Source organism: Streptomyces sp. NPDC058620, assembly GCF_042717135.1.
Classification (GTDB): domain Bacteria; phylum Actinomycetota; class Actinomycetes; order Streptomycetales; family Streptomycetaceae; genus Streptomyces.
This window is the reverse complement of sequence record NZ_JBHXQO010000002.1, coordinates 133,692-153,128: the sequence shown is the minus strand read 5'-3', so window position 1 is coordinate 153,128 and position 19,437 is coordinate 133,692. Positions and strand designations below refer to the sequence as shown.

Genomic DNA, 19,437 nt, shown 5'->3' with positions numbered 1-19,437 from the left:
TCTCCAGCCGCTCCCGTCGCGCCCGTATGCCCCTGGCCGTATACATCCTGGGTCTCTCGGTCTTCGCCCTCGGTACCAGCGAGTTCATGCTGTCCGGGCTGCTGCCACCGATCGCCGAGGACATGGACGTGTCCATTCCGCAGGCCGGACTCCTCATATCGGCCTTCGCGATCGGCATGGTGATCGGCGCCCCGCTCCTGGCCGTGGCCACGCTGAGACTGCCGCGCCGCACCACCCTGATCGCGCTGATCTCGGTCTTCGGGCTCGGCCAGATCGCGGGTGCGCTGGCTCCGACGTACGAGGTGCTCTTCGTCTCGCGCGTGGTCAGCGCCTTCGCCTGTGCGGGTTTCTGGGCCGTCGGTGCGGCCGTCGCCATCGCGATGGTGCCGGTGAACGCGCGGGCTCGGGCCATGGCCGTGATGATCGGCGGGCTCTCGATCGCCAACGTGCTGGGTGTGCCGCTGGGTGCCTTCCTCGGTGAGCACCTGGGCTGGCGTTCGGCGTTCTGGGCGGTGGGCGCGGCGTCCGCCGTGGCGCTGGTCGGGGTGGCGACGCTCATCCCCCGTATCCCGCTCCCGGACAGGAAGCCGCAGCTCAAGCAGGAGATGTCGATCTACCGGGACCGGCAGGTCTGGCTCTCCGTCGTGATCACGGCGCTCGCGGCCGGTGGTGTCTTCTGTGCGTTCAGCTATCTCTCGCCACTGCTCACGGACGTGGCGGGGCTGGGCTCGGGCTGGGTGCCGTGGGTACTCGGGCTGTTCGGCGTCGGTGCGCTGATCGGTACGACGATCGGCGGCCGGGTCGCGGACGCGCACCTGTTCGGGGTGCTCCTGAGCGGGATCACGGCGTCCACGGTCTTCCTGGTGGCGCTGGCCGTGTTCGCCTCAAGCCAGGTCGCCGTGGTCGCGCTCGCCTTCCTGCTGGGCCTCTCGGCGTTCTTCACGGCCCCCGCGCTCAACGCCCGCATGTTCAACGTGGCGGGCGCTGCCCCGACCCTGGCCGGTGCGACGACGACGGCCGCGTTCAACCTGGGCAACACGAGTGGCCCGTGGCTCGGCGGCACGGTGATCGACGCGGACTTCGGTTTCGCGGCGACGGCGTGGGCGGGGGCCGCGATGACGGTGCTGGCGCTGGTGGCGGTGTTCTTCTCGCTCCGGCTGCACCGGGGGTCGGGCGCCCCCTCCCGCCTGGTCGCCTCGGCGAAGTCCACGAGGGACGCGACGGACGCAGCAGGTGCGGCCCCCCTCGGCCCCGCCGCCCTGGCCTCCCCCGACAGGATCTGACCCCTCCCCCAACGCGCGCACCCCCGCGGCCCGCCCCCGCTAACCCGGCGCGGGCCGCCCCTTCGGCCTGCGCAGGCCCGCCGCCGTGAGGCGCCGCACCAGTTCCTTCGACCCGATCTCCCGCGCCCCGGCACGCACGGCCTGCGCGTACCGCGACGCGGGTACGTCGTAGTGGTCGCGCTCGAAGGCGCGCGGCGGGCAGCCGATCGAGGCCGCGAAGGTGTGCAGTTCGTCGAACGACACATCGCTGACCAGGTGCGACCAGAGCAGCCCGTGCCCCGGCCAGTCCGGCGGGTCGATGTAGAGCGTCAACGTCGCAGCACCCCGCCCAGCCCGCCCACCGGGGCCACCTGCACGGTCACCTTCGTGCAGACCCAGTGCGGGTCGGAGCCGAGCTCGGGCTCGACGTCGAGCGCGTGCGGGCCGTCCTCGACGCAGACCGGGCACAGGGGCCAGCGGCCGTACTTCTCCAGCAGGGCGTCCTGTACGTCCTGGGCGATCAGACCGACGACGAAGTCCGCGCCCTCTGGCCACTGCTCGACCCACCAGCGCCGGTGCGTCACAGCGTCCTCGACCAGCGAGACGATCTCGGCCTCGGCGACGTCGCCCGCGACAAGATCGGCCATGACGAGTGCCCTGGCCGTGTGCAGCGCCTGTTCCAAGGGGTTCATCTCCATGCAGCCATTGTCCCTCGAAGGAATGGGACCAAAGAGGGGTTGACGACCCATCCCTTTGAAAATATCTTTCAAATGTGACCAATGAAGTGAAGGAAAGTTTCAAGGGTGATTCGCCGCCCGCCCCTGCCGCTCTGGCGGCCAAGGTCCGGACCCTCGCACCGTCCATGACCCGCTCCATGCAGCGGGTCGCCGAAGCCGTCGCGGGGGACCCTGCCGGGTGCGCCGCCCTCACCGTCACCGGTCTCGCCGAGCTCACCGGCACCAGCGAGGCCACCGTGGTCCGCACCGCCCGTCTCCTCGGCTACCCCGGCTACCGCGACCTGCGCCTCGCGCTCGCCGGTCTCGCCGCCCACCAGCTGTCCGGCCGCGCACCGGCCGTCACCGCCGACATCACGGTCGACGACCCGATCGCCGACGTGGTCGCCAAGCTCGCCTACGACGAGCAGCAGACCCTCGCCGACACCGCGTCCGGCCTCGACACCGTGCAGCTCGGCGCAGCCGTCGCCGCCGCGTCGACCGCCCGCCGCATCGACATCTACGGCGCCGGTGCCTCCTCCCTCGTCGGCCAGGACCTGGCGCAGAAGCTGCTCCGCATCGGCCTGATCGCCCACGCCCACGCCGACCCGCACCTCGCCGTCACCAACGCCGTGCAGCTCCGCTCCGGTGACCTGGCCATCGCGATCACCCACTCCGGCTCCACCAGCGATGTCATCGAACCGCTGCGGGTCGCCTTCGACCACGGCGCGACGACCGTCGCCATCACCGGCCGCCCCGACGGCCCGGTCTCGCAGTACGCCGACCACGTACTGACCACGTCCACGGCCCGCGAGAGCGAGCTGCGGCCCGCCGCGATGTCGAGCCGCACGAGTCAGCTCCTCGTTGTTGACTGCCTGTTCATAGGCATCGCGCAGCGCACGTACGAGACGGCCGCCCCGGCACTCGCCGCGTCGTACGAAGCGCTCGCCCACCGCCACAACCCGCGCACCCGCTGACCACCGGACCGCGCACCCCCGCCCGGCCGCTGAGCCGCCCGGCCGCTGAACCGCCGAACCGCTGAACGTACGAGATCGAGAAAGCAGAGCCGCTCTCCATGACCTCACCCACTGACACCGACACCAACTCCGGCGCCGGAGCCACCACCCCCGCCGGATACGGGGAACTGCGCGCCGAGCTCGCCACGCTCACCACCGAGGCGTTCCGCCCGGAGCTCGCCGACATCGACCGGCTGCCCACGCGGGAGATCGCGCAGATCATGAACGGCGAGGACAGCACCGTCCCCGCCGCTGTCGCCGACAAGCTGCCGCAGATCTCCGCCGCGATCGACGCCACCGCCGAGCGCATGGCGCGCGGCGGCCGGCTGATCTACGCGGGCGCGGGCACGGCGGGCCGCCTCGGCGTCCTCGATGCCAGCGAGTGCCCGCCCACCTTCAACACCGACCCGTCCGAGGTCGTCGGCCTCATCGCGGGCGGCCCGACCGCCATGGTCAAGGCGGTGGAGGGCGCCGAGGACAGCAAGGAGCTGGCCGCCGCCGACCTCGACGCACTCGCCCTCACGGAGAACGACACCGTCGTCGGCATCTCCGCTTCCGGCCGCACGCCCTACGCGATCGGCGCCGTCGAGCACGCCCGCGCCCGGGGGGCGCTGACCATCGGCCTGTCCTGCAACGCGGACTCGGCGCTCGGCGCCGCCGCCGAGCACGGCCTCGAAGTCGTCGTGGGCCCGGAGCTGCTCACCGGCTCCACCCGCCTCAAGGCCGGTACGGCGCAGAAGCTCGTGCTCAACATGATCTCGACGATCACGATGATCCGGCTCGGCAAGACGTACGGGAACCTGATGGTCGACGTCCGCGCCTCCAACGAGAAGCTGCGGGCCCGCTCCCGCCGCATCGTCTCGCTGGCCACCGGCGCGTCCGACCAGGAGATCGAGACGGCGCTCACCGCCACCGACGGCGAGGTGAAGAACGCGATCCTGACCATCCTCGGCCAGGTCGACGGTCCCACCGCCGCCACGCTCCTCACTGAGTCGGACGGCCACCTCCGCACCGCCCTCGCGGCCGTACGCACCACCTGACCCACCCGCTCCACGCCCGTACCCCCCCGCACAGCAAGGCACCACGCCCATGGCTACTGAAGACAAGAACCGCGCCACCGCCGCCGCGATCCTTCCGCTCGTCGGTGGCGCCGCGAACGTCAGCTCCATCGCCCACTGCATGACCCGGCTCCGCCTCGGCCTGGTCGACCGTTCGCTGGTCGACGACGAAGCGCTCAAGGCGATCCCCGCCGTCATGGGCGTGGTCGAGGACGACACGTACCAGATCGTCCTCGGCCCCGGCACGGTCGCCCGGGTCACCCCGGAGTTCGAGCGCCTGGTCGACGAGGAACGGACAGCCGCCCCCGTCGTCCACACCTCCGAGGAGCTGGCCGCCCATGGCGCGGCGATCAGGGCACAGCAGAAGGCGAAGAACGCCACCCCGTTCAAGCTGTTCCTGCGCAAGATCGCCAATATCTTCGTCCCACTGATCCCGGCCCTCATCGGCTGCGGCATCATCGCCGGTCTCAACGGCCTGCTGGTCAACCTGGAGTGGCTGCCCGCCGTCACCCCCGCCCTCGCCGCGATGGCCTCCGGCTTCATGGCGCTGATCGCGGTCTTCGTCGGCTACAACACGGCGAAGGAGTTCGGCGGTACGCCGATCCTGGGCGGTGCGGTCGCCGCGATCATCGTCTTCCCGGGCGTCGCCAACATCGAGGCGTTCGGCCAGCAGCTCTCCCCCGGCCAGGGCGGTGTGCTCGGCGCGCTGGGCGCCGCCGTGCTCGCGGTGTACGTGGAGAAGTGGTGCCGCCGCTGGGTGCCCGAGGCCCTGGACGTGCTGGTCACCCCGACGCTCACGGTCCTGGTCTCCGGCCTGGTGACGATCTTCGGGCTGATGTACGTGGCGGGGGAGATCTCCTCCGCGATCGGTACGTTCGCCGACTGGCTGCTGTCCAACGGCGGCGCGGGCGCGGGCTTCGTCCTGGGCGGCTTCTTCCTCCCGCTGGTGATGCTGGGCCTGCACCAGGCGCTCATCCCCATCCACACGACGCTCATCGAGCAGCAGGGCTACACCGTCCTGCTCCCGATCCTCGCCATGGCCGGCGCGGGCCAGGTCGGTGCCGCCGTGGCCGTCTACCTGCGCCTCCCCCGCAACGAGTCGATCCGCCGCACCATCAAGTCCGCCCTCCCGGCAGGTCTGCTGGGGGTCGGCGAGCCCCTGATCTACGGCGTCTCGCTGCCCCTGGGCCGCCCGTTCATCACGGCGTGCGTCGGTGGCGCTTTCGGCGGCGGCTTCGTCGGACTCTTCAACCAGCTCGGCGACACGGTCGGCTCCACGGCCATCGGCCCGTCCGGCTGGGCGCTGTTCCCCCTCCTGGACGGCAACCACGGGCTGGGCTCGACGATCGCGATCTACGCGGGCGGCCTGGTGGCCGGCTACGTCGCGGGCTTCGTCGCCACGTACTTCTTCGGCTTCAGCAAGGATCTCCTGACGGAGTTCAACGTCTCCCAGGAACCGGCACCGTCGAAGATCGCGGCCTCCGGCCCGACGGACCCGACCGACCCCACCCCGGACTCCCCCACGAAGGAACCGGCAGCGGTCTGACCCGGGTAACTCGATCCTTTCGCGACGGAGTTGCCGCATAAAATGATGATCGCCGGGGCAGTCGGCGCGCCATCATCCATGCCTGCGCTTCCCCCCGATGTACGTACACACCGGGGGGAAGCGCATGGCCGGAGACACGAGGCAGACGCCGGACACGGCTCACGCCCCACCACCACCGCAGCCCCCGGCCCCTGAGCCGGCACCAGCCCCCGCGCCCACGCCGGCTCCCACTCCGGCTCCCACTCCGGCGCCACCCGGCCGTCTGCGCCGCGCCCTCCGGCGCGTGGCCGCGCTCGGTGTCGAGCGGAAGATGACGCTCGTCGGCCTGGTCATCGCCGCCGTCGGCATAGCTCCCGTCCTCGCCGGGCCGGTGTCCGCGGCCTGGAAGGCGGCCTTTCCGGATGACGCGGTCGTCCTGGACACGGCCCAGGAGAACGATCCCTGTTTCAGCGACTGGATCCTGCGCCGGGGCAACGCCGCTCTGGAAAGCAAGCTGGAGAGCGGCGACGAGCGCCAGTTCACCCGCTGGGAACGGGAAGGCCGCATCGTGCACTGGCAGAGCGTCGCCGCCCAGGTCACGGTCCACGGCAATACGAGCAAGGCCGTGCAGATCCGCGACGTGACCATCACCGTGACCGACCGCAAGGGCCCGGCGGCCGGGAAAAAGGCCGTACGGCAACGCGGCTGCGGAGGCGGGAACTTCATGGTTCCCGAAGCCATCGCCGTCAACCTCGACGCCATCGCCGTGGGCCGTTCGGTCTCCGTACTCCGTCTCCAGAACAGCCCCCGGCAGGAGGAGGCCGCCAGGACGGGCCCGCTGTACGGAGTGCCCATCCGGCTCCCCAAGACCGTCACCGAGGACGACTTCTACTCCTTCTTCCTCATCGGCACGACCGAGCGTGCCGACTGCTCCTGGAGGGCCGAGATCACCTGGTGGGACGGCAAGGAGACCCGGACCGCACGCGTCGACAACAACGGCACCCCGTTCCGCGTCTCGTCCGGACCCGCATGAGACTTCGCCGATCCCCCCTCGTCCCGGTCTGCGCAGCCGTCGCGCTGGTGCAGGTCTGCGGCATCCTGCCCGCCCAGATCGACTGGGCCGACAACCTGCCGCTGCCGCCCGCCTACCCGGGCGAGGGACCACCGGGCGCCGAGCTCGGCGCACTCGACGCCCTGCGGCTGCTGACCGTCTCCCCCACCTGGCTGTACGGGGAGTACACGGCAACACAGGGCGTGTTGCACGAAGCCGGCTGGCTCGCGCTCTTCCTCCTCGTCCTGTGCGTGGCGGCCTCCGCCGCGGCCCGTCGTATGAGCTCCGTTCCACGCGACCGCCTGCACCTGCCGGTGGCCCTGTTCGTCCTCGCGGCACCGGCCTCGCTCGCCACGCTCCTGATCCTCCGGCTTCCGCGGCTGACCGGCTCCGGCAGCGGCGAGCTGCTGGCCCAGACCCTCCAGGACACGCGCGTCGGCGCCCCGCACACACTCCTCCTCGCACTGGTCGCGGCGCAGACGGCCGCCGTGCACCGCATCGCCACGGCTCCCGGCCCCGGTTCCGTCCATCCGCGCCGGGTCGCCCTCTTCCACCTGGCGTCCTGGCGCGGCCCCAAGGGCTCGCTCCCGCGCCGTATCGGTATCTCCGCCGCCACGGGGCTGGCCTGCTGCGTCGTCTTCACCGTCCTCGACTCGCAGGCGGCCCTCGGTGCCGCGCAGAACATCGCCGGACTCTGGTGCCTGGACACACCCGACCGCTCGTACTGCACCTACAGGCTCGGCCGGGCGGCACAGCACACCCTCCCCCAGCACGACGACGCGATGTACGCGACGGGCCGCGCCGTCTTCCCGTACGCGCGCCTCTACGGCTACCAGGCGTGCTTCCTGCTGTCCTCGGCCGCCTGTTACGCCCTCCTGACGAAGCGCGGTCTGCGCGAGCGCGCGGCGACTCCGGTCGCCCTGCTGATCCGCACGACGGCCTGCTACACCGCCGGAACGGTGATGTACGGAGCGATCCTGACGTACGGACTCCTGCTGACCGAAGAAGGTGGCGGCGATCTCGCGACACGGATGAACATGGCTCTCCCCCTCCTGCTCCACCCGGCCGGTCTGCACCACGCGCTGCTCGGCGCCCCCGTAACAGCGGTCCTGCTCACCACCACGGTGATCCTGACCCGCCGCCTGAGAACCCGTCGGGCCGCGCCGGCCCCGGCCCCGGTGCCCGCACCGGAAAGAAATTCGACCCAATAGCGAGCAGGTGGTGTAGGGAATTCGTTCGGGGGCAACAGAAGCCCTGGAGGTTGATATCAATGGTTCCCCTGCTTCTCGTTCTTCTGCTCGCCCTGCTCCTTTTCGGTGCAGGATTCGCACTCAAGGCACTCTGGTGGATCGCGGTAATCGTGCTGGTGGTGTGGCTGATAGGTTTCGTCGTTCGCCCGGCCGCGAGCGGCGGCAAGCGTGGCCGCTGGTACCGCTGGTAGACGCCATCCACCAGAACTGATGCGGGCGGTCCCGGACATCACTGTCCGGGCCCGCCCGCATTTTCTGCGCCAGCCGGCGGAAACACATCAGAACGAACAGGTGTGAGGCCCCGACATCCGGGCACGCGATAGATGTGAGCGGCTCTCACCACCCTTTCGGTGGGGGTCCACACGCCGAATTACGTCTTCTGGAAAGGAGCCAAGAAATGAGCGACAACCTGTGGGGTTACCAGCCTACGAGCGGTCACACCGAGGGAGCCGATCTGACCGGATATGCGGTCGAGGCAACTGACGGAAGCATCGGCAAGGTCGACAAGCACTCCGACGAGGTCGGCTCGGCCTACCTCGTCGTCGACACCGGAGTCTGGATCTTCGGCAAGGACGTCTTGCTGCCTGCGGGCACGGTCCGGGGCATCGACACGGAGACCCGGAAGGTCTTCGTCGACCTGACGAAGGACCAGATCAAGGACTCCCCGGAGTTCGACAAGCACAAGCACACGGATGACCCGGCCTATCACGAGCAGATCGCCGGCCATTACGGCAGCTACCGCCTGATGTGACCTGGCGCGCGCCCCGAGATGCGGCGGGCCCGACCCTGAAGAGGGGTCGGCCCCGCCGTCCGGCTGTGCGCGCCCGGCCGCCCGAGCCGGATCGCGCCCTCGGTGAACTGCGGCTGCCGCACCCTCCGTCTCACTCTCTGCCCGGCCACGGGAAGCCGAGCTCCTTCGCCTGCCCGGGGCTGCCGGCGCACACCCTCGCGTACGCCTTGGGGTCCTCCTCGGTCAGCCGTCGCAGCGCGGCGGCGGCCTGTACCTCGGCCGGTCTGCCGTCGTCCGGCAGGACCCAGCGGAACTGGAGGGCATCCCTGAGCGTGTCCGCTGCGGCGAGCCCCGGTGCGTACCAGAAGGTCACCACGGTGGTGTCCGGCTCCTCGTAGCCGCTGCTGATCCAGCCCCGGCGGGCGTCCCACCGATGCAGGATCTCCGGCCGTTCCGTCAGCCCCGCACCGATCAGCCGCGCGATGGTGCGGGCCGGCCAGGACCACGAATCGTCGGCCTCCGCGCGAGCAACCTCGGCGTCGTAGGCGACGGCGTCGAAGCGGTACGCGGGCAGCGCGGGCGCTTCCCGCGTCGCACCCGGCACGTACGGTGGCCGCCGCCAGCCCTCCCACACCACCTCGTCACCCTCGCGCCTGACGGTGACGCGGAGCGCGCCGCAGCACCCTTCGGCGCAGTACGCCTCCGCGAGCATCACCTCGCGCGACCCGGAGCCCGCCCGCAACTCACCTCCGTCCAGCAGGACTTCAGGGTTACGGACGCCACCCCGGGAGAAGACCGCCGGAACCAGTGGCCGCCCGTCGACGAGAATGCGGGTCTCGACAGGCTCCCGGTCGACCGGGTCGCCGGCCACCACCTCGATGCGCAACCGCCCCGCGACGGCCGGAAGCCCGAAGGGCTTTCGCCCGGTGCGCCGTATCCATCCGGCCCGCAGCCGCTGATCCGCATCACCCCCGGCGGCATCCACCACCGCGACCCAGCGGGGTTCGGCCAACAGCCGCCCCAGCGAGGCCAGCAAAGCCTCCCTGCGCCCCGGAGACCAGTCGAGCAACACGGCGACCCCGCTGCTCAGCCCGATGGCGAGCGCGAGCAGGGTGGCATGGTGGTCGAGCGTCGGCGGCAGCGCACCGGCCCGCCCGACGACACGCTCGTACACGCCGACCGCGTCCTTGTACGCGAGGAGTTCGGTCGGCGCGTCGTTCGCGCAACCCATCCGGACGAGCAGCCTGGCGGCCCGCGCCGTGAGCGCCGTATCGCCGGGATACCGGTCCAGGAGATCAGCCAGCTGGGCGGCCTCCGCGATCCGGCGGGCCGGCGCGTTGGAAAGGAAGCGGGGCCCGGTGGGGAAGCCGACGAGCTGCGTACGAATGACCTCACGCTCCCCCGACCACAAGGCCCCGACGAGCGGCAGCAGTTCCTCGTACGCGGTGCCGTGAACGAGCCACGTGGCCGCTGCGGACCGGCGATCGAGCCGGTACAGCGCCTGGACCGCCGGACCCGTCAGCTCCCGGAACAGCCCGAGGACGGAGAGATACGGGATGTCCTCGGGTTCACCGAGGCGGACGAGCAGATAGAGGCCGACGGTGACAGCGGGCGCGGTCGTTCCGCTCCGGGTCAGCTCCCGCGCCAGCGCACGGGCCGCCTCACGCTCCCCGTCCGGCAGCGGCAGCGTGGCAACAGCCAACCTGATCACGTTCGCGCTCCGGAGCCGCACACCGAGCTGGTCGAGACGGCGGTGCACGGTGGCGGAGTCGCAGGGCAGGGGATTCAGCGCCTCCCGAACGGCGGCGGCCAGCTCCTTCCTCGGAAGCTGGTCCTTGTCCGGCCGGGACGGCTGCGACAGTACGAACCCCCGCCGCGCCGGAACCCCGTGCGGGGCCTCGCGCAACAGCAGCAGGGCACGGTCATGAAGAGCGAGCGGGAGGGCGAGCGCGTCGCGCTCCTCCTGGGCGCTCAACGGGCGGGGTGGGACTCGATTCCATAGGTCATACCCGCAGCCTGCCAGGCCGGCCGGTGTCCGTCGAGCGAGTTCGAGCGCGTCGAGCAGCGGCCGGTCGAGCAGTGGTCAGAAGCTGAAGCGGGGGGTACGCCGCCGGCGGCGGCTCGTATCCGGCACAATCCCGGCTCATGGTGACCCACCCTGATCCCACCGTTCTCTATCCCGACGTCGCAGCCCGAGGCAGCCTGGGCGCGGCGCTCCGAGCCGAGGCGGAAGAGGGAGGCTTCGTCCTGCCCCTCACGGCTCTGGAGTCCGGTTCCCTGACCCACGCCATCGTCAGGAGCACGCTGCCGCACCGCCGCCCCCTGCACGTCAACGGAGGATCGTTCGAGCGACAGTGGTCGATCTGGGGTACGGATTCCCACCAGGACGTGGCACTCGTCAAAGGCGACACCGACGATCTCGCGCAGGTCGCCGGGGCGGCGCTGGCCTGGCACGAAGGGGAGCCGTTGAGCGACATCCCCCTGGCCGCCCCGTTCGCACAGCTGACGGGCCGCTTCGAGGTTCCTGACAGCGACCCCGTGCGCATGGTCGCTTCCGAGTGGCAGCTCATGCGCACAGAGGCGACCGAACCGGAACGGCCCTGGCATGCCAGTCCGGCACTGGTCGAGGCGGCACATGCCGAACCGGCGCTGCGGGGCCTCTACCCCTACACCAGCCACCGGGTGCTGCGCTTCTCGACGGCCACCCGCCCAGGTCTGTCCGACGTCGGGCTGTGCCTGATCGAGCATGACGTCGATCAGTTCGTGGTCAGCACCGACTTCCTGGGCAGGAACGTCCTCGCCCGAGCAGCCACCGCACAGGAGGCGGTGGCGGCTGCCGTGCGTCACCTGCCGCCCGGCCTCGGTCCCGTCACGCTCGGTTCCTGAGCGCTTCTCAGCCGTCGGCCCACGCCCTCACCGCGGCAACTGTCCCTCCCGGTTGATCTCCGTCACCCGGGCCCGCAGCACCACCCCCGGTGGCGCCGGCCGGACGAGGTCCGGCGGACAGTCCCACTCGGCGCCACCACCCGGGGGACGCAGTTGTACGTACGGTCCGACGCGCCCCATCACACGTCCCACCCGCCCGTCGCGCGCGTCCACGGCGAACGACCCGGGCTCCGGCGTACACGGCTCAAGCGCCTCACCTGTCACGGGCGGCAGCCTTCTCCTCCAGGACCTCGCTCAGCCGCTGCGCCGTATCGAGGTTGCAGCAGCCGAGGTCGACCAGCGGCGACGGCTCGTTCCCGGCACACGACACGGGGTCGATCCGGAGCGACGGCAGTTTCACGCCCACCGCCGCGAGACCTTCCCTCAGCCGGTCCACGGCATCCTCCGCCATCCGCACCCTGCCCGCCGCCGCCCGGCGCCGCTCCGTCGCTGTCATGCCGTTCCACCTTCCACGCTGAGTAATGGGAATACCTACCCAGAGTGTCCAACGCATGGCTAGCCTGGAAGAGGCGCTGTTCCAACAACCGCACGTGTGTCACAGGGAGTTGCCATGCCAGGTCCCCGGAAGCTCGACCCCTCCTCCTCGCCCCGCGCACTCCTCGGTGCGGAACTCCGTCACCGACGGGAGCGAGCGGGCCTCTCGCAGGACGAGCTCGGTGCCCCGCTCTTCGTCAGCGGCTCGTTCATCGGGCAGTTGGAGATAGGGGTACGGCGGATGCAGTTGGACCAGGCGGAGAAGCTGGATGAAGTCCTGGGCGCGGACGGCTTCTTCGTCCGGAACTGTGCGGCGCTGAGGAAGTCCAAGTACCCGGACCACTTCGCCGAGGCGGCGGAGGCGGAAGCACGAGCCGAGGCCATCAAGGAGTACGCGCCGCTGCTGATCCCGGGGCTCTTGCAGACAGAGGCATACGCGCGGGCGGTGTTCCGGGCGTATCAGCCAACTGCCGTCGAGGACGTGATCGACGAACTGGTGGCAGCGCGGCTGGAGCGTGCTCAGCTGCTGCGCGATCCAACAAAGCCCATGTTGTGGGTGGTTCTGGATGAGGCGGTGTTGCGCCGCATGACCGGTGGACCAGCCGTGATGACGGAGGCTCTCCGCCACCTAGCCGCACTGATCCTGCAACATCGCATCATCGTGCAGATCTTGCCGTTCTCGGAAGGCGGACATGCGGCCATGGGCGGTGGCCTCAAACTGATGACCTTCCCAGACGCGCCTTCCCTCTCCTATCTGGACGGACTCGGGTCGGGCCAACTTCTGGACGATCCACTCGCGGTCAAGAAATACGAGTTGACCTACGATCTCCTCGTGTCCAGCGCCATCTCACGGGTGGCGTCCCTGGCCTTGATCGAGTCCGTGGCGGAGGATTACGCCCATGAAGCTCAGCAGCTCTGACTACAACCTGTCCACAGCGATTTGGCGCAAGTCCTCGTACAGCGACGGGAGCGGCGGCAACTGCCTCGAAGTCCTCGACGGCGTCCCCGACGCCGTCCCCGTCCGGGACTCCAAGGTGACCGACGGCCCGGCGCTCGTGTTCCGGACCGACGCCTGGACCACGTTCGTGAGCGGCCTCAAGCGCGGCTGACCCTCGCGGAGGACTGGGGATACAGGGCGGCGTCCCCCGCCCTGTATCCCTCGTCGGCCTCGGGTGCCTGCATACACTGCCGGACATGGCATGCCGCATCAGTGAGTTGGTCATCGACGCCGCAGACGCCGACCTGCTCGCCGCGTTCTGGAGCGAGGTTCTCGGATACGTCGAGCTCGGCCGGGAAGACGACGGAAGCATCGAGATCGGGCCGCCCGACACCGGCTTCGGCGGCCCGCAGCCCACCCTCGTCCTCAGTCCCAGCAGCGACCCGCGGCCCGAGAAGCTCCGACTGCACATCGACGTCAGCCCCACCGACCGCGATCAGGGCGCAGAGCTGGAGCGGCTGCTCGCTCTCGGCGCCAGACCCGCCGACGTCGGCCAGACCGGCACCGAGAACTGGCACGTCCTGGCCGACCCGGAAGGCAACGAATTCTGCCTCCTGCACGCCCCGGTCCAGCCCCTCTGACCTCTGCGTCCTGGCCGCCCCCACGGGCCTGTCCGGCGGAACATGCCGGACAGGCCCGAGGTCCCGAGGAGGAGCTCAGCGCTTGAGCGTGAAGGTGAAATCACCGGAGAGCTTGCCGCTCAGCCGGACGGCCGAAACGAGTTTCCCCTCCGTGATCAGCCTTTCGGCCTCGGCCCGCGAAAGACCGCAACCTTCGGCGATCAGCCGCACCGGCCGGACAGGTATCCGCGCCGCGAAGCGGACCGAGACGTCGATCACCTCGAGGTCCAGGTGATCCGATCCGCCGGTGTCGAGGCGCCAGGCGTTGTCCCAGTCGAGAGCGATGCGATTACGCCGCTGCACGACCGGGTCCTGGAGCAACTCGGCTGTCAGACCGAGATCGTTGTCGTGCAGCCGGTCCAACAGCTCAGGTCGTACGGAGCGCACGTTGATCCGCTCCAGGACCGTGATCTTTGCCGTTTCCCCGCAAGCGGTACAGAGCGCGAGGAGCCAGGCGTCGATGAGTTTGTGGTTGGCGTTGACGCGAAATTTACCGCTTGCCCGGAAGCGCTCGGACGCGCACGCGTGGCAACGGCGGAGAACGAGAGGTAGGCAGGTGGGAGCACAGAAGATGCCACAGCTCCGCCCGCGCGCTGTCCGACCGGTGATCAGCATGCCCGGCGCCGCTTCAGGTTCCGCTCCAGAATCGCCCGGAGCCGGTCCACGACCGCAGGGTCCTGGGCCCCGCGCTTGGAGGGTCAGGGGCTTGTGAGGATGACGAGTTGCTGGGTCGCACGGGTCATCGCGACATAGCGGTCGACCGCGCCCTCGATGCCCTCGCCGAACGACTCCGGGTCGATGAGGACGACCAGATCGAATTCCAGCCCCTTCGACAACGACGGGGTGAGCGACCGGACGCGGGACGTCGGCCGGAAGGCGGGGTCGCCGATGACGCAGGCGATCCCGTCGGCATGGCCGTCGAGCCACGTGTCGAGGATCGAGTGCAGATCCGCGGCGGACCCGTGGATGACGGGGAGGTCGCCGTTGCGGATGGAGGCCGGCACGTTGGCGTCCGGGAGCACGGCACGGATGACGGGCTCCGCCTCCGCCATGATCTCCGCGGGAGTCCGGTAGTTGATGCTCAGGGAGGCCAGGTTGATCCGGTCGAGCCCGACTCGCTCAAGCCGCTCCTGCCACGACTCCGTGAAGCCGTGGCGGGCCTGGGCGCGGTCCCCGACGATGGTGAAGCTGCGGGACGGGCAGCGGACCAGCAGCATCTGCCATTCCGCGTCGGTCAGTTCCTGGGCCTCGTCAACGACGACGTGCGCGAACGGACCGGCGAGCAGGTCCCGTTCGGTGTCGGGCGATGCGCTTCCGTCGACCAGGGTGTCCTTGAGGTCCTGGCCGCGCAGCATCGTCAGCGCGCCTTCGCCGTCCGTGTCGGTTTCGATCAGGACGTCGATGACCTTGGCCATCTGCTCGCGTTCGGCGGCGACCGCGGCGTTGTGCCGACGTCTGCGGCGCGAGGTGTCCGGGTCGCCGAGCCGCTGCCGTGCCGCGTCCAGGAGTGGCAGGTCGGACACCGTCCACGCCTGGGCGTCCGCCCGCTGGAGCCGCGACACGTCGTCCCGGTCGAGCCAGGGGGCGCACTTCCTCAGGTAGGCGGGGACCGTCCACAGGTCCCCGACGAGGTCGGCCGCTTCGAGCAGCGGCCACGCGCTGTCGAAGACCGCGAGCAGCTCCCTGTTCTGGTGGAGCGACTTGCGGAGCTGCTCGGCGGTGTCCTCGTCGTCGTGCTTGTCCACCAGGATCGTGAGCAGTTCCTCCCAGATCTGGTCGCGTGCCTCGTTGTGCGGGACCCCTGGTGCCGCGTCGAACGCCACGGCCCAGTCGGCGGCGCTCAGTCGGATGTCATTCCAGTGGGTCGTGACCGTCATGCCCTTGGTGGGCGGCTCCTCGTAGAACCTGACGGCCGTCTCGACCGCCTTCACCAGGTCTGCGGACGACTTCAGGCGGGCCACCTCCGGGTCGGGCTCCACCCTCGCCGCCGCTCCCTCGGTGACGAGGTCCCGCAGGGTGCAGGTCTGCACGCCCTCCTCTCCGAGGCTCGGGAGGACGTCGGCGACGTAACCCAGGTAGGGCTGGTGCGGGCCGACGAACAGCACACCGCCGCGGCGGTGACCGAGGCGCGGGTCGGAGTAGAGGAGGTAGGCGGAGCGGTGCAGGGCGACGACGGTCTTCCCCGTACCCGGACCGCCGTCGACGACGAGCGCGCCGCGCGACCCCGCGCGGATGATGGCGTCCTGGTCGGCCTGGATGGTGCCGAGCACGTCCCGCATCCGCGCCGACCGGTTGCTGCCCAGGCTGGCGATGAAGGCGGACTGGTCGTCCAGCGCGGCGCGCCCGACGATGCCGTCCGAGGCGAACACCTCGTCCCAGTAGTCGCTGATCCGGCCGCGGGTCCAGCGGTACCTGCGGCGGCTCGCCAGGCCCATGGGGTTGGCGTGGGTGGCTCCGAAGAACGGCTCGGCGGCCGGAGAGCGCCAGTCGAGCAGCAGCCGCCGGCCCGTGCTGTCCGTCAGGCCGAGCCGTCCGACGTACACGGGCTCGGAGTCCTCCGCGCCGACCATGTGCCCGAGGCACAGGTCGAGACCGAAGCGGCGCAGTGCGCGCAGGCGAGCGGTCAGCCGGTGGATCTCCACGTCCCGGTCCATCGCCTGCTGGCCCACGCCGCCCGGCGCCTTGCGCGCGGCGGCGAGGCGGTCGGACAGCTCGGCGATCGACTGGTCCAGGCACTCCGCGATGGCCGCGAAGTGCTGCTCGTCGCCGGAGATGAGCGTCGGGTCGGCCTTGGGGACAAGGCGGTCGGGAAGGTCGAACGCGCTGATGGTCGAAGAACGCACTGAGTGAATCTCCCGTTTCCGCAGGTTCTGGGCTCAGCGAGCGATTCTGGGGCATGACCGGGGCCTTGCCGCAAGCCCCCCTGTGCGCTATAAGTTGAAAGTGGAAAGAGGTGGGTACTCCCTCTTCCTCCTCGCCCTACTCGGAATCCAGGGCCTCTCGTACCGCCTTCGCGGTGACCCTCGCGTCGTACCCCTCGGGCACACCCTCGACGAGGATGATGTCACCCTTGATGTGCCGCGAGCGCAGCGGTGCGATCTCCTGGTAGGCGGGAGAGTCCCACCAGGCCCGCGCCTCCGCGATGCCGGGGAAGCCGATCATCACGACATGTCCGGGCCAGCTGCCCTCCATCACCTCGTGCGGCGTCATGTGCACGAGGAAGCGCCCGCCGTACGGCTCGAAGGTGGCGGGGATGCGCTCCATGTACTCGGCGATCTCCGGGTGCGGAGCGGCTTCCTGCAGGTGGGCGATGGCGTAGGCGGTCATGGTGTCCTCCGGGCGGTCGGGCGGTCGGTCTCGGTACGACGAGCCTGGCATTCGAGGACACCGGGGTCGATTACCTGTCGGGTAATGACCGGCTCCCCGACCGCCCCGACGTCATCCCCAGTCGGGTGGCGGCAGACGCCGGAAGGGCTCGCCGAGCTCAGGCGCGCCGGCCGCGATCCGGCGTGCGCGGGGCCAGTGAGGTGGCGCTGGGTGTACGGGCGGCTACGGTGCGGAACGCTGCCGGGTACGGGGCGGTGCGCCGCCCCGCGTACGTCCCCGACGGAACAGGAAGTACCCGTGCCCGTACCCAAGTTCAGCACCGCTCTCGCCTCCGCCGCACTGCTGGTGACCGCGGCCCACGCCCCGGCCTTGGCCTCGCCCGCCCAGGAGGACCCCCGCTTCGCGCTCCGGAGCAACCAGAGCCACCTCTGTCTCGGCACCGACGGTTCGGCACTCGCCATGCGCGCATGCGACGGATCAGCCCACCAGCTGTGGATGGCGAACGACGACGGCCAGTTCGAGAACGTCGGTACGGGGGCCTGCCTGCACAGCGACGAGGCCGGGAGGATCTCCGTCGGGGAGTGCCTGGACCTCCCGCTCCTGACGTGGAAGCCGCACACGCACGACCGGGTCGCCAACGCCGGTACGGGCTTCTGCCTCGCCGCCCAGGATCAGGACATCTCCTCCTCGGCGTGCGGCTCCGACCCGTCCCAGACCTGGACGCTCGTCCACCGCACGGTCTGACGAATCAGCCAAGGTGCGTGTCCCCCAGTGACACCAGCAGCCGCCGCAGCGCTCCGTCCAGCGCTCGGCGGTCCTCGGCCGTCAGCCCCTCCAGCATCCGTTCCTCGTTCGCCACGTGGTCGACCACGGCGCGGTCGACCAGGTCCAGGCCCGCCTCGGTCAGGCGGACGCGGATGGCCCTGCGGTCGGCAGGGTCGGGGTGGCGCTCGATCAGGCCCTTGCGTTCCAGCTTGTCGAGTCGGTTGGTGATCGCGCCGGAGGTCACCATCGCGGACTTCAGTAGGCCGCCGGCGGTGAGTTCGTGCGGGGCGCCGACGCGGCGCAGCGTGGCGAGGACGTCGAACTCCGCGAACTCCAGGCCGTGTTCGGCGAAGATCGGCTTCATGCCTCTGCTCAACAGGTGATCGGCCCGCTTGATGCGGCCCACCAGGGCCATCGCGTCCAGCCCCGTGAGGCTCATGTCCGGCCGCTCGCGGCGCCACTGGGCGCGCAGTTCGTCGATGGCGTCGGTCTCCGTGCCCGGCTGCCGTTCCGCTTCACGCTCGCTCATTCCCGCGCCCCTCCCTCACCCGAGCCAGATCTCTCAACGTTCAGATACTTGACGTTCGCAGACCTTGGGCTCACACTTATCTCAACGTTGAGAATAACAGCGTTGAGGAGAAGTTGAGGGGGAGCGCCATGTCCATCACCAGCACCACACCCAGCACCGGCGGCGACACCGGCACCGGCACCACGTCAGTCGTCTCCACCCCATCCATCGCCGGCCGCGTCCGGCGCCCGGCCGCCCCCCGAGGCCCCCGCACCTCCACCAAGGCGGCCGTGGGGATCGCCGCGCTCGCCGCCATCGGGCCCGCCACCTGGGGCACCACCTACGTCACGACCACCGAGCTCCTGCCCCCCGACCGCCCCCTGCTCGCCGCGGCCCTGCGCGCGCTGCCCGCCGGACTCATCCTGCTCGCCCTCACCCGGCGCCTGCCGCGCGGCGACTGGTGGTGGAAGGCGACGGTGCTCGGGATGCTCAACTTCGGGGCGTTCTTCCCGCTGCTGTTCTTCGGCGCCTACCACCTGCCCGGCGGCGTCGCCTCGACGGTCAGCGCGGTCACGCCGCTGCTGGTGGCCGGCTTCGGGGCCGGAGTACTCAAGATCCGGCCCACCCGCCGTACGTTGATCGCCGGGCTCGTCGGGGTCGCGGGCGTCGGGCTGCTCGTCCTGCGCGGGAACGCCGAGGTCGACCCCGCGGGGATCGTGGCGATGCTGGCGGCCACCGTGCTCATGGCTCTCGCGGTCGTCCTGAGCAAGCGGTGGGGTCGCCCCGAAGGCGTCTCGCTGCTCGCCCTCACCGGATGGCAACTGACCGTCGGTGGCCTGGTGCTGGCACCCCTGGCCCTCACCACGGAGGGCCTGCCCGACCACCTGACCGGCACGAACATCGCCGGGTACGCCTACCTCGGCGTGATCGGCACCGCGGTCGCGTACGCCCTGTGGTTCCGCGGTATCGAACGCCTCCCGGCCTCCTCCGTGTCCTTCCTCGGCCTGACCAACCCGGTCGTCGCCACCCTCGCCGGACTGCTGTTCCTGGGACAGACCCTGACCGCCTGGCAGGTCGGCGGCCTGGCCCTGGTGATCGGCAGCGTCGCGCTCGGCCAGAACCTCCGCCCGGCCGGCCGACGGCGCGCGACACCGACGGCCTGACCCGAGAAGCCACCGCCCCACCCACCGAACCA

General features: G+C 70.5%; 23 protein-coding genes. 14 read left to right on the top strand and 9 right to left on the bottom strand.

The features are described 5' to 3' along the window. Nucleotides 1-26: 26 nt before the first annotated feature. On the top strand, nt 27-1,283 hold the full coding sequence (locus ACFWSK_RS03125) for a Cmx/CmrA family chloramphenicol efflux MFS transporter (protein ID WP_383781893.1): 1,257 nt from the start codon (nt 27-29) through the stop codon (nt 1,281-1,283). A 39-nt stretch (nt 1,284-1,322) separates the two neighbouring features. On the opposite strand, the gene ACFWSK_RS03120 is transcribed toward ACFWSK_RS03125, so the two are convergent. Then, nucleotides 1,323-1,595, bottom strand: a complete 273-nt coding sequence (locus tag ACFWSK_RS03120; protein WP_383781181.1) for a DUF4031 domain-containing protein — start codon at nt 1,593-1,595, stop codon at nt 1,323-1,325. Further along, a complete protein-coding gene (locus ACFWSK_RS03115; RefSeq protein WP_383781177.1) occupies nt 1,592-1,960 on the bottom strand; it encodes a hypothetical protein in 369 nt (122 codons plus the stop codon). Before ACFWSK_RS03115 ends, ACFWSK_RS03120 begins: the two co-directional genes overlap by 4 nt. A 74-nt stretch (nt 1,961-2,034) precedes the next feature. Here ACFWSK_RS03115 and ACFWSK_RS03110 point away from each other — a divergent pair, with 74 nt between their 5' ends. The 7 genes from ACFWSK_RS03110 to ACFWSK_RS03080 all read left to right on the top strand — a co-directional run bounded on the left by ACFWSK_RS03110 (nt 2,035) and on the right by ACFWSK_RS03080 (nt 8,626). Next, nucleotides 2,035-2,952, top strand: coding sequence for a MurR/RpiR family transcriptional regulator (locus ACFWSK_RS03110; RefSeq protein WP_383781174.1), 918 nt, complete (start codon nt 2,035-2,037; stop codon nt 2,950-2,952). 98 nt (nt 2,953-3,050) lie between these two features. Further along, the gene (gene murQ / locus ACFWSK_RS03105) at nt 3,051-4,031 is read left to right on the top strand and encodes an N-acetylmuramic acid 6-phosphate etherase (protein ID WP_383781171.1); all 981 of its coding nucleotides are present in this window, start codon (nt 3,051-3,053) and stop codon (nt 4,029-4,031) included. Nucleotides 4,032-4,080: 49 nt separating this feature from the next. Next, nucleotides 4,081-5,595 carry a PTS transporter subunit EIIC gene (locus ACFWSK_RS03100; protein ID WP_383781168.1) on the top strand — a complete coding sequence of 505 codons (1,515 nt, stop codon included), beginning with the start codon at nt 4,081-4,083 and terminating at the stop codon, nt 5,593-5,595. 283 nt (nt 5,596-5,878) lie between these two features. Continuing rightward, nucleotides 5,879-6,607, top strand: coding sequence for a hypothetical protein (locus ACFWSK_RS03095; RefSeq protein WP_383781166.1), 729 nt, complete (start codon nt 5,879-5,881; stop codon nt 6,605-6,607). Beyond that, entirely contained in the window at nt 6,604-7,836 is a 1,233-nt protein-coding gene (locus tag ACFWSK_RS03090; protein ID WP_383781164.1) for a hypothetical protein, read from the top strand. The genes ACFWSK_RS03095 and ACFWSK_RS03090 overlap by 4 nt, the downstream gene beginning before the upstream one ends. 59 nt (nt 7,837-7,895) lie before the next feature. Beyond that, complete coding sequence (locus ACFWSK_RS03085; RefSeq protein ID WP_383781161.1) at nt 7,896-8,066, top strand: hydrophobic protein; 171 nt, start codon at nt 7,896-7,898, stop codon at nt 8,064-8,066. Nucleotides 8,067-8,272: 206 nt separating this feature from the next. Continuing rightward, nucleotides 8,273-8,626: a PRC-barrel domain-containing protein gene (locus ACFWSK_RS03080; protein ID WP_383781157.1), complete on the top strand. Its 354-nt coding sequence runs from the start codon at nt 8,273-8,275 to the stop codon at nt 8,624-8,626. Nucleotides 8,627-8,756: 130 nt separating this feature from the next. Here the strand turns inward: ACFWSK_RS03080 and ACFWSK_RS03075 are convergent, their stop codons facing one another. Further along, complete coding sequence (locus ACFWSK_RS03075) at nt 8,757-10,580, bottom strand: hypothetical protein (protein WP_383781155.1); 1,824 nt, start codon at nt 10,578-10,580, stop codon at nt 8,757-8,759. A 170-nt stretch (nt 10,581-10,750) separates the two neighbouring features. On the opposite strand from ACFWSK_RS03075, the gene ACFWSK_RS03070 reads away from it, so the two are divergent. After that, nucleotides 10,751-11,491 carry a DUF6193 family natural product biosynthesis protein gene (locus ACFWSK_RS03070; protein ID WP_383781152.1) on the top strand — a complete coding sequence of 247 codons (741 nt, stop codon included), beginning with the start codon at nt 10,751-10,753 and terminating at the stop codon, nt 11,489-11,491. A gap of 27 nt (nt 11,492-11,518) precedes the next feature. Here the strand turns inward: ACFWSK_RS03070 and ACFWSK_RS03065 are convergent, their stop codons facing one another. Together ACFWSK_RS03065 and ACFWSK_RS03060 are read right to left on the bottom strand one after the other, a co-directional pair. Next, nucleotides 11,519-11,755 carry a hypothetical protein gene (locus ACFWSK_RS03065; RefSeq protein WP_383781149.1) on the bottom strand — a complete coding sequence of 79 codons (237 nt, stop codon included), beginning with the start codon at nt 11,753-11,755 and terminating at the stop codon, nt 11,519-11,521. Further along, a complete protein-coding gene (locus tag ACFWSK_RS03060) occupies nt 11,745-11,987 on the bottom strand; it encodes a hypothetical protein (protein ID WP_383781146.1) in 243 nt (80 codons plus the stop codon). The genes ACFWSK_RS03065 and ACFWSK_RS03060 overlap by 11 nt, the downstream gene beginning before the upstream one ends. Nucleotides 11,988-12,101: 114 nt before the next feature. On the opposite strand from ACFWSK_RS03060, the gene ACFWSK_RS03055 reads away from it, so the two are divergent. The 3 genes from ACFWSK_RS03055 (at nt 12,102) to ACFWSK_RS03045 (ending at nt 13,603) form a co-directional block, all read left to right on the top strand. Further along, on the top strand, nt 12,102-12,944 hold the full coding sequence (locus tag ACFWSK_RS03055) for a Scr1 family TA system antitoxin-like transcriptional regulator (RefSeq protein WP_383781144.1): 843 nt from the start codon (nt 12,102-12,104) through the stop codon (nt 12,942-12,944). Beyond that, a complete protein-coding gene (locus ACFWSK_RS03050) occupies nt 12,925-13,134 on the top strand; it encodes a DUF397 domain-containing protein (RefSeq protein ID WP_383781142.1) in 210 nt (69 codons plus the stop codon). Before ACFWSK_RS03055 ends, ACFWSK_RS03050 begins: the two co-directional genes overlap by 20 nt. 85 nt (nt 13,135-13,219) lie before the next feature. Continuing rightward, entirely contained in the window at nt 13,220-13,603 is a 384-nt protein-coding gene (locus ACFWSK_RS03045) for a VOC family protein (protein ID WP_383781139.1), read from the top strand. A gap of 75 nt (nt 13,604-13,678) precedes the next feature. On the opposite strand, the gene ACFWSK_RS03040 is transcribed toward ACFWSK_RS03045, so the two are convergent. The 3 genes from ACFWSK_RS03040 to ACFWSK_RS03030 all read right to left on the bottom strand — a co-directional run bounded on the left by ACFWSK_RS03040 (nt 13,679) and on the right by ACFWSK_RS03030 (nt 16,969). Further along, entirely contained in the window at nt 13,679-14,257 is a 579-nt protein-coding gene (locus ACFWSK_RS03040) for a DUF1062 domain-containing protein (RefSeq protein ID WP_383781136.1), read from the bottom strand. Between the two features lie 83 nt (nt 14,258-14,340). Then, the gene (gene helR / locus ACFWSK_RS03035; RefSeq protein ID WP_383781133.1) at nt 14,341-16,485 is read right to left on the bottom strand and encodes an RNA polymerase recycling motor ATPase HelR; all 2,145 of its coding nucleotides are present in this window, start codon (nt 16,483-16,485) and stop codon (nt 14,341-14,343) included. Nucleotides 16,486-16,621: 136 nt separating this feature from the next. Beyond that, on the bottom strand, nt 16,622-16,969 hold the full coding sequence (locus tag ACFWSK_RS03030) for a DUF1330 domain-containing protein (protein ID WP_383781130.1): 348 nt from the start codon (nt 16,967-16,969) through the stop codon (nt 16,622-16,624). Nucleotides 16,970-17,266: 297 nt separating this feature from the next. Between ACFWSK_RS03030 and ACFWSK_RS03025 the strand changes: the two genes are divergently transcribed. Continuing rightward, the gene (locus ACFWSK_RS03025) at nt 17,267-17,713 is read left to right on the top strand and encodes a ricin-type beta-trefoil lectin domain protein (protein WP_383781128.1); all 447 of its coding nucleotides are present in this window, start codon (nt 17,267-17,269) and stop codon (nt 17,711-17,713) included. 4 nt (nt 17,714-17,717) lie between these two features. Here the strand turns inward: ACFWSK_RS03025 and ACFWSK_RS03020 are convergent, their stop codons facing one another. Beyond that, nucleotides 17,718-18,263 carry a MarR family winged helix-turn-helix transcriptional regulator gene (locus tag ACFWSK_RS03020; RefSeq protein WP_383781126.1) on the bottom strand — a complete coding sequence of 182 codons (546 nt, stop codon included), beginning with the start codon at nt 18,261-18,263 and terminating at the stop codon, nt 17,718-17,720. Nucleotides 18,264-18,391: 128 nt separating this feature from the next. Between ACFWSK_RS03020 and ACFWSK_RS03015 the strand changes: the two genes are divergently transcribed. Then, the gene (locus tag ACFWSK_RS03015) at nt 18,392-19,405 is read left to right on the top strand and encodes an EamA family transporter (RefSeq protein WP_383781123.1); all 1,014 of its coding nucleotides are present in this window, start codon (nt 18,392-18,394) and stop codon (nt 19,403-19,405) included. The last annotated feature ends 32 nt before the right edge of the window (nt 19,406-19,437 follow it).

Bases quoted from the DNA above. Each gene is read 5' to 3' on its own strand.
- ACFWSK_RS03125 (WP_383781893.1), top strand. From the start codon at position 27: ATGCCCCTGGCCGTATACATCCTGGGTCTCTCGGTCTTCGCCCTCGGT.
- ACFWSK_RS03115 (WP_383781177.1), bottom strand. From the start codon at position 1,960: ATGGAGATGAACCCCTTGGAACAGGCGCTGCACACGGCCAGGGCACTC.
- murQ (WP_383781171.1), top strand. From the start codon at position 3,051: ATGACCTCACCCACTGACACCGACACCAACTCCGGCGCCGGAGCCACC.
- ACFWSK_RS03100 (WP_383781168.1), top strand. From the start codon at position 4,081: ATGGCTACTGAAGACAAGAACCGCGCCACCGCCGCCGCGATCCTTCCG.
- ACFWSK_RS03090 (WP_383781164.1), top strand. From the start codon at position 6,604: ATGAGACTTCGCCGATCCCCCCTCGTCCCGGTCTGCGCAGCCGTCGCG.
- ACFWSK_RS03085 (WP_383781161.1), top strand. From the start codon at position 7,896: ATGGTTCCCCTGCTTCTCGTTCTTCTGCTCGCCCTGCTCCTTTTCGGT.
- ACFWSK_RS03080 (WP_383781157.1), top strand. From the start codon at position 8,273: ATGAGCGACAACCTGTGGGGTTACCAGCCTACGAGCGGTCACACCGAG.
- ACFWSK_RS03070 (WP_383781152.1), top strand. From the start codon at position 10,751: ATGGTGACCCACCCTGATCCCACCGTTCTCTATCCCGACGTCGCAGCC.
- ACFWSK_RS03060 (WP_383781146.1), bottom strand. From the start codon at position 11,987: ATGACAGCGACGGAGCGGCGCCGGGCGGCGGCGGGCAGGGTGCGGATG.
- ACFWSK_RS03055 (WP_383781144.1), top strand. From the start codon at position 12,102: ATGCCAGGTCCCCGGAAGCTCGACCCCTCCTCCTCGCCCCGCGCACTC.
- ACFWSK_RS03050 (WP_383781142.1), top strand. From the start codon at position 12,925: ATGAAGCTCAGCAGCTCTGACTACAACCTGTCCACAGCGATTTGGCGC.
- ACFWSK_RS03045 (WP_383781139.1), top strand. From the start codon at position 13,220: ATGGCATGCCGCATCAGTGAGTTGGTCATCGACGCCGCAGACGCCGAC.
- ACFWSK_RS03040 (WP_383781136.1), bottom strand. From the start codon at position 14,257: ATGCTGATCACCGGTCGGACAGCGCGCGGGCGGAGCTGTGGCATCTTC.
- ACFWSK_RS03030 (WP_383781130.1), bottom strand. From the start codon at position 16,969: ATGACCGCCTACGCCATCGCCCACCTGCAGGAAGCCGCTCCGCACCCG.
- ACFWSK_RS03020 (WP_383781126.1), bottom strand. From the start codon at position 18,263: ATGAGCGAGCGTGAAGCGGAACGGCAGCCGGGCACGGAGACCGACGCC.
- ACFWSK_RS03015 (WP_383781123.1), top strand. From the start codon at position 18,392: ATGTCCATCACCAGCACCACACCCAGCACCGGCGGCGACACCGGCACC.